Here is a 6,519-nt window from a genome sequence, read left to right as displayed (position 1 = left end):
AGATACGAGGTACATCACCTTGCGACCTTCCTCGCATCTCGTATTTCGCACCTCGAATCTCGTCCCGTAGGGCGCATTCTGCCGAACAGAAGCCAATGCACGTGAAGAATGCACCCGACGAAATGCCGGTAACCCGGAGGGGCGAAGTCGAAATGCGCCGTTTTGCTATCGGGTATAAGGTTCGAGACAGATACGAGGTACATCACCTTGCGACCTTCCTCGCATCTCGTATTTCGCACCTCGAATCTCGTCCCGTAGGGCGCATTCTGCCGAACAGAAGCCAATGCACGTGAAGAATGCACCCGACGAAATGCCGGTAACCCGGAGGGGCGAAGTCGAAATGCGCCGTTTCTCCGTAAGGTATCTGAAAATGCCGAATCTCGAACCTCGAACCTTCGATGAGGAGTAGCAAATGGATTATGACGTTCTGATCGTCGGTGGCGGGATGGTGGGTGCCACACTGGCGTGCGCGCTCGGTGAAAGCCCGCTGCGGGTTGCCGTGCTCGAGCGCGGCGACCCCGACCAGGCCTGGCCGCGGACTGAGTACGATATCCGGGTCAGTGCCCTAACCCATGCCAGTATGCGAATCTTCGAGGCGGTCGGGGCCTGGGAAGGCATGAAGGCACGGCGGGTGTCCCCTTACCGGGCAATGCACGTCTGGGATGCGACCGGCTCCGGGGCCATCCATTTCGATGCCAATGAGCTCGGTGAAGCGAATCTCGGCCATATCGTGGAAAACAGCGTCATCCTGGGGGCGTTGCGGGAGCGGATGGCGCAGCTGGACAACGTGGAACTGATCTCGCCGGCTGAGGTGGTCTCCCTGGACCGCGACAGCGATGCCGCACGCCTGCTCCTTGCCGGCGGACGGCGCCTGGAGGCGGCGCTGGTGGTGGGTGCCGATGGTCTGCAATCCCGGGTGCGCGAGGCTGCGGGCATCACCACCACCGGGTGGGCCTACGACCAGCATGCACTGACCGCCAGCGTGCGTACCTCCAGACCTCATGAGGAGGCCTGCTGGCAGCGCTTCGCGCCCGACGGCCCCCTGGCTTTCCTGCCGCTGCCGGAGCCGAACCTCAGCTCCATCGTCTGGACCACCTCCCCGGAACATGCCCGTGTTCTGTCGGAGATCGAGCCGTCCGCCTTCCTTGATGAGTTGCAGCAGGCCTTCGGTGACCGCCTGGGGCGCATGGAAGCGGTGGGCCAGCGCGGCGTCTGCCCGTTGGCCCTCCAGCATGCCGATGCCTACTGCGCGGAACGGGTGGTACTGGTGGGTAATGCCGCCCATGCGATCCATCCCCTCGCCGGTCAGGGGTTGAATCTGGGCACCCTGGACGCCGCCGCCCTGGCTGAAGTGCTGATCGACGCCGCCCGGGGCCATCGCGATATCGGTAGCCGGTCCGTCCTCCGTCGATATGAGCGCTGGCGCAAGGGGGACAATGTAGTGGTAACCGCCGCGATGGACGGTTTCAAACGCCTGTTCGGAAGCCAACTGGCGCCGGTGCGGTGGGCACGAAACCTCGGCCTCCGGCTGACCGACGCGACCGGCCCCGTAAAGCAAACCCTCATCCGGCGCGCCATGGGATTGAGCGGAGACCTGCCGCGGATCGCGAGATCAGTGGCTAGTCGCTAGTAGCCAGGAGCCTGCCCGAGAATGGCAATGGGCTCCAAAATGTAGGTTGGCGCTGAGGAACGAAGCCCAACAACAGCCCAACAGAATCAGCGTTGAGGTTCGTATAACTCACCCCAACCTACAAAAACGATGTTCTCGGACAAGCTCCTGGCAGCTAGTCATGTAGGTCGGGCTTTAGCCCGTCGCAGTTCAAATGACGGTACGAGTGAGTGGCTAGTGGCTAGTTGCGAGTTGCGAGTAGCTAGGAGCCTGTCCGAGAATAGCTGGGGCTTCAAAATGTAGGTTGGCGCTGAGGAACGAAGCCCAACAACAAGCCCAACAGCGTTGGGGTTCGTGTAACTCACCCCAACCTACAAAAACGATGAAGGCCTGAACGCCGACCTGCATCTCTCACCCCTAGCCCCTAGCCACTCGCCCCTCGCCACCTCGCCACCTCGCCCTTCGCCCCTCGCCCCTCGCCCCTCGCCCCTCGCCCCTCGCCACTAGCCACTAGCCACTAGCCACTAGCCACTAGCCACTCAACCCTTGACAGGCGCTGCAAAACTAAACGAGAATCGTTTTCGTTACCGTTTCAGTTAGAAGAGTCGCTTGAGGAGGCGTGCACCAATGAAAAACAGATGGGTCGTGGCGGGAGCAGCGCTGTTGATCGGAGTGAGCGGTCAGGCCTGGAGTGCCGAAGAGGTGAACCTCTACTCGGCCCGAAAGGAAAATCTCATCAAGCCGCTGCTGGAGCGGTTTACCGAAGAGAGCGGTATCGAGGTCAACCTGGTGACCGGAAAGGCTGATGCGCTGCTCAAGCGCCTGGAGGCCGAGGGTCGCCACAGTCCGGCGGATCTGCTGCTGACGACCGATGCCGGCCGGCTGCACCGTGCCAAAGAGGCCGGCGTGCTGCAACCGATGCAGTCGGATGCGCTGGAGCAGGTGATCCCGGATACGTACCGAGATCCGGAGGGTTACTGGTACGGTCTCTCGGTCCGGGCGCGTCCGATTCTGTATGTCAAAGACAAGGTCGACCCGCAGGAGTTGTCCACCTACGAAGACCTGGCGGATCCCCGCTGGAAGAACCGGGTCTGCATCCGCTCCTCCGGCAACATCTATAACCAGTCGCTGGTCGCCTCGATGATCGCCTCTCGCGGCCAGGAGGCCACCCAGCAGTGGGCGGATGCGTTTGTGAAGAACTTCGCCCGCAAGCCCGCCGGTGGGGATCGCGATCAAATCGCGGCCGCGGCTGCGGGGATGTGCGACATCGCCGTTGCCAATACCTATTATCTCGGAGTCATGCTCCATTCCGACGACCCCGCTCAGCGCGAGGCAGCGGAGAAGGTGGCGGTCTTCTGGCCCAATCAGGAGGGCCGCGGTACTCACGTCAACGTCAGCGGTATCGCCCTGACCGCGGCCGCAGGTAATCGGGACAACGCCCAGCGGCTGATGGAGTTCCTGGTCAGCGACGAGGCCCAGGCATGGTACGCCGAGGTCAATCACGAATACCCGGTCAAGGCCGATGTGGCCTGGAGTGAAACCCTGCAGTCCTGGGGAACCTTCAAGGCAGACGACGTCAACATGGCCAGGCTTGGCGAGTACAATGCCGAGGCATTGAAGCTGATGGATCGCGCCGGCTGGCGATGAACTCGAAAGTGGAAAGTGAGTGGGACCCGCCGAAGGGCGGGTTCATGAGCCTTCACGGGGATGGGTTGGCATCCCGGATAAGGCGACGCCTCCCCGATTCCTGGCAGGCGGGCGTTGCGCTGGTGGCACTGCTGCTGGCGCTGCCGATCCTGACGGTGTTTGGACACCTGTTCGTCCCGGCCGGAGATGTCTGGGGCCATCTGGTGGACACCGTGCTGGCCGACTACGTCGGCAATTCGCTGGTGCTGATGGCAGGGGTCGGCCTCGGCACGCTCTTGCTGGGCGTCGGCAGTGCCTGGCTGACGAGCCTCTGCGATTTCCCCGGCCGGCGTGTCTTTGAATGGGCACTACTGCTGCCGCTGGCGGTGCCGGCCTACATCATCGCCTACACCTACACCGGTCTGCTCGACTTTACCGGACCCGTTCAGACCACCCTTCGGGAAACGTTCGGCTGGTCCTACGGGGACTACTGGTTCCCTGAAATCCGCTCTCTCGGGGGCGCCGTGGCGATGCTGTCACTGGTGCTCTACCCCTATGTCTATCTGATGGCGCGCGCCGCCTTCCTGGAGCAGTCGGTGGCGGTGCTGGAGGTCAGTCGGACCCTCGGGGCGGGCCCCTGGCGCTCCTTTTTCCGCGTAGCCCTACCCCTGGCCCGACCGGCCATCGCCACCGGGGTCTCCCTCGCCCTGATGGAAACCCTCGCCGACTACGGCACGGTCGAGTATTTCGGGGTCAGCACCTTTACCACCGGAATCTTCCGCACCTGGTTCGGATTGGGAGACGCCACAGCGGCGGCCCAACTGGCCGCCATGCTGCTCGGATTCGTGTTCGTGCTGATCCTCCTGGAGCACTGGTCGCGCCGCCGTGCCCGCTTTCATCAGGCGACGCAGCGCTATCAGATGCTGCCCCGCTACCGTCTCCAGGGTTGGCGCCGGTGGGCGGCGGTCGCCGGCTGTGCCTTTCCGCTGCTGCTGGGATTTGTGGTGCCGGCGGGGCAGCTCTCGGCCTGGGCTGTGCGCACCGCCGGGCGCACGGTGGATAGCGACTTCTTCGAGCTGACGCTGAACAGCATGGGCCTTGCGGCCGGTGCCGCGCTGGTCACGCTCCTGCTGGCCCTGTTCATGGCCTATGGCAAGCGGCTGTGCCGGGGTCCGATCGTCAATACCGCCGTCCGTGTCGCCGGTATGGGGTACGCTATCCCGGGGACGGTCATCGCTATCGGTGTCATGCTGCCGCTGGCCCGGGTGGACCGGGCCCTCGATGGCTGGTCCGTGGAGGTCTTCGGCATCTCCACCGGGTTGCTGCTGTCGGGAACCCTGTTCGCACTGCTGTTCGCCTACGCGGTGCGCTTTCTGGCGGTCTCTCTGCAGGCCGTCGAGGGGGGGCTCGGCAGGATACGCCCGAGCATGGACGATGCGGCCCGCTCTCTGGGCCTGCGGCCCACCCAGGTGCTGCGCCGGGTCCATATGCCCGTCATGCGGGGAACGCTGTTGACGGCGCTGCTGCTGGTGTTCGTCGATGTGCTCAAGGAGCTGCCGGCCACGCTGGTGCTGCGGCCCTTCAATTTCAATACACTCGCGGTGCGGACCTTTGAACTCGCCTCGGATGAGCGGCTGGCGGATGCCTCAAGCGCCGCGCTCACCATCGTACTGGCCGGTATCGTGCCGGTGATTCTCTTGTCGCGTTCCATTGGCCGCTCCAGGGCAGGGCAGAAGCATGCAGCTTGAAGTTGACAATGTTACGCTCGGATACGGAAACGAGGATGTCGTCCACTCCGTCTCCTTTCGCCTGAAACCCGGTGAACTGGGCTGCCTGCTGGGGCCCAGTGGCTGCGGCAAGACAACCCTGCTGCGGGCCGTTGCCGGCTTCGAGCCGGTCCGGTCCGGAGCGATCCGCATCGGGGGTGAAACGGTCAGTTCCCCGCAGTCGACGCTCCCACCGGAGCGCCGCGGGGTAGGGATGGTGTTTCAGGACTACGCCCTCTTTCCCCATCTTTCGGTTCGGGACAACATCGCCTTCGGTCTGCGTCGCAGTGCCCGAAGCGAGCGGGCGAAGAGGGTCTCGCGGCTTCTGGATCTGATTGGCCTGGCGGGCTACGGCGATGCCTATCCCCACCAGCTCTCCGGCGGACAGCAGCAGCGGGTGGCGCTGGCACGGGCGCTGGCCCCGAAGCCGCGGCTGCTGCTTCTCGACGAGCCCTTCTCCGGACTCGACGTCGAGCGCCGCGAAGAGCTCGCCCGCGAGGTCCGCTGCATCCTCAAGCAGGAGGGCATCACCGCCCTGATGGTCACCCACGACCAGTCCGAGGCCTTCGCCACGGCCGACAGTATCGGCGTCATGTCGGGCGGGGAGATCGTCCAGTGGGACAGCGGCTACAACCTCTATCACCGGCCGGCCAACCGCTTCGTGGCCGACTTCATCGGCCAGGGTGAACTGATCCCGGGACGGGTGAACGAAAGCGGCGGGGTCGAAACCGAACTCGGGGTGATCGGCGGGGCGGCGCCTGCCCAGTGCCGCCCCGGCTGCGCCGTGGAGGTATTGATTCGCCCCGACGATGTCCTCGACTGCCCCACCGGAACCCCGGCCCGGGTCGACGCCCGCGCCTTCCGGGGCGCGGATTTCCTCTATCAGCTCTCGCTCCCTTCAGGTGCCCGGATCCTCTGCCTCACCCACAGCCACAACCGCTATGAAGTGGGCGAGCACATCTCCGTCCGGACCCGGATCGATCATGTCGTGGCGTTCCCGGTGGAGCCCCGGAAGTCGGAGGCCCGGACCCCTTAGGAGGCGCGCCCCCGCGGCGATTCCCGTCCCCACCCCCGCTCCGCGGCCCTGAATCACTGAAGAACTCCTGGCTGTCATTGCGAGCCGTGCCCCTTGCTGCGCAGGCCCGAATCAAAGATCAACATTTAGCCGTCATTGCGAGCCGTGCTTCTTGCTGTGCAGGCCCGAATCAAAGACGAACATTTAACCGTCATTGTGAGCCGTACCCCCAGCTACGCTGGCCCGAATCAATAACGAACGTTTAGCTGTCATTGCGAGCCGTACCCGCCGCTACGCGGCCCCGAATCGGTGACGAACGTTCAGCCGTCATTGCGAGGAGCCCCAGCGACGCGGCAATCTGGGGTTTTGGGAGCAGGAGATTACTTCGTCGCCGGGGCTCCTCGTAATGACAGCGAGGGCAAGTTCATCAGGAGCCGTACCCGCCGCTGCGCGGCCCCGAATCGGTGACGAACGTTCAGCCGTCATTGCGAGGAGCCCCAGCG

4 protein-coding genes are annotated in these 6,519 nt (G+C 64.2%); all 4 read left to right on the top strand.

Annotation, left to right across the window (positions count from 1 at the left end):
* Positions 1-412: 412 nt before the first annotated feature.
* The 4 genes from Q7L05_RS13275 to Q7L05_RS13260 all read left to right on the top strand — a co-directional run bounded on the left by Q7L05_RS13275 (position 413) and on the right by Q7L05_RS13260 (position 6,037).
* Positions 413-1,630, top strand: a complete 1,218-nt coding sequence (locus tag Q7L05_RS13275; RefSeq protein ID WP_303907520.1) for a UbiH/UbiF/VisC/COQ6 family ubiquinone biosynthesis hydroxylase — start codon at positions 413-415, stop codon at positions 1,628-1,630.
* Positions 1,631-2,236: 606 nt separating this feature from the next.
* Complete coding sequence (locus Q7L05_RS13270; RefSeq protein WP_303907517.1) at positions 2,237-3,256, top strand: Fe(3+) ABC transporter substrate-binding protein; 1,020 nt, start codon at positions 2,237-2,239, stop codon at positions 3,254-3,256.
* Positions 3,257-3,300: 44 nt separating this feature from the next.
* The gene (locus tag Q7L05_RS13265) at positions 3,301-4,983 is read left to right on the top strand and encodes an ABC transporter permease (RefSeq protein WP_303907552.1); all 1,683 of its coding nucleotides are present in this window, start codon (positions 3,301-3,303) and stop codon (positions 4,981-4,983) included.
* On the top strand, positions 4,973-6,037 hold the full coding sequence (locus Q7L05_RS13260) for an ABC transporter ATP-binding protein (protein ID WP_303907514.1): 1,065 nt from the start codon (positions 4,973-4,975) through the stop codon (positions 6,035-6,037). The genes Q7L05_RS13265 and Q7L05_RS13260 overlap by 11 nt, the downstream gene beginning before the upstream one ends.
* Positions 6,038-6,519: the final 482 nt, after the last annotated feature.

Source organism: Thiohalomonas denitrificans (assembly GCF_016841685.1).
In the GTDB taxonomy this organism is placed as follows: Bacteria; Pseudomonadota; Gammaproteobacteria; order Thiohalomonadales; family Thiohalomonadaceae; genus Thiohalomonas; species Thiohalomonas denitrificans_A.
Note: the sequence above shows the minus strand (reverse complement) of the source record. Positions and strands in the feature narration are given on the sequence as shown.

What these genes read in the sequence shown, in the direction of transcription:
- Q7L05_RS13275 (WP_303907520.1), top strand. Translation starts at nt 413, where the DNA reads ATGGATTATGACGTTCTGATCGTCGGTGGCGGGATGGTGGGTGCCACA.
- Q7L05_RS13270 (WP_303907517.1), top strand. Translation starts at nt 2,237, where the DNA reads ATGAAAAACAGATGGGTCGTGGCGGGAGCAGCGCTGTTGATCGGAGTG.
- Q7L05_RS13265 (WP_303907552.1), top strand. Translation starts at nt 3,301, where the DNA reads ATGAGCCTTCACGGGGATGGGTTGGCATCCCGGATAAGGCGACGCCTC.
- Q7L05_RS13260 (WP_303907514.1), top strand. Translation starts at nt 4,973, where the DNA reads ATGCAGCTTGAAGTTGACAATGTTACGCTCGGATACGGAAACGAGGAT.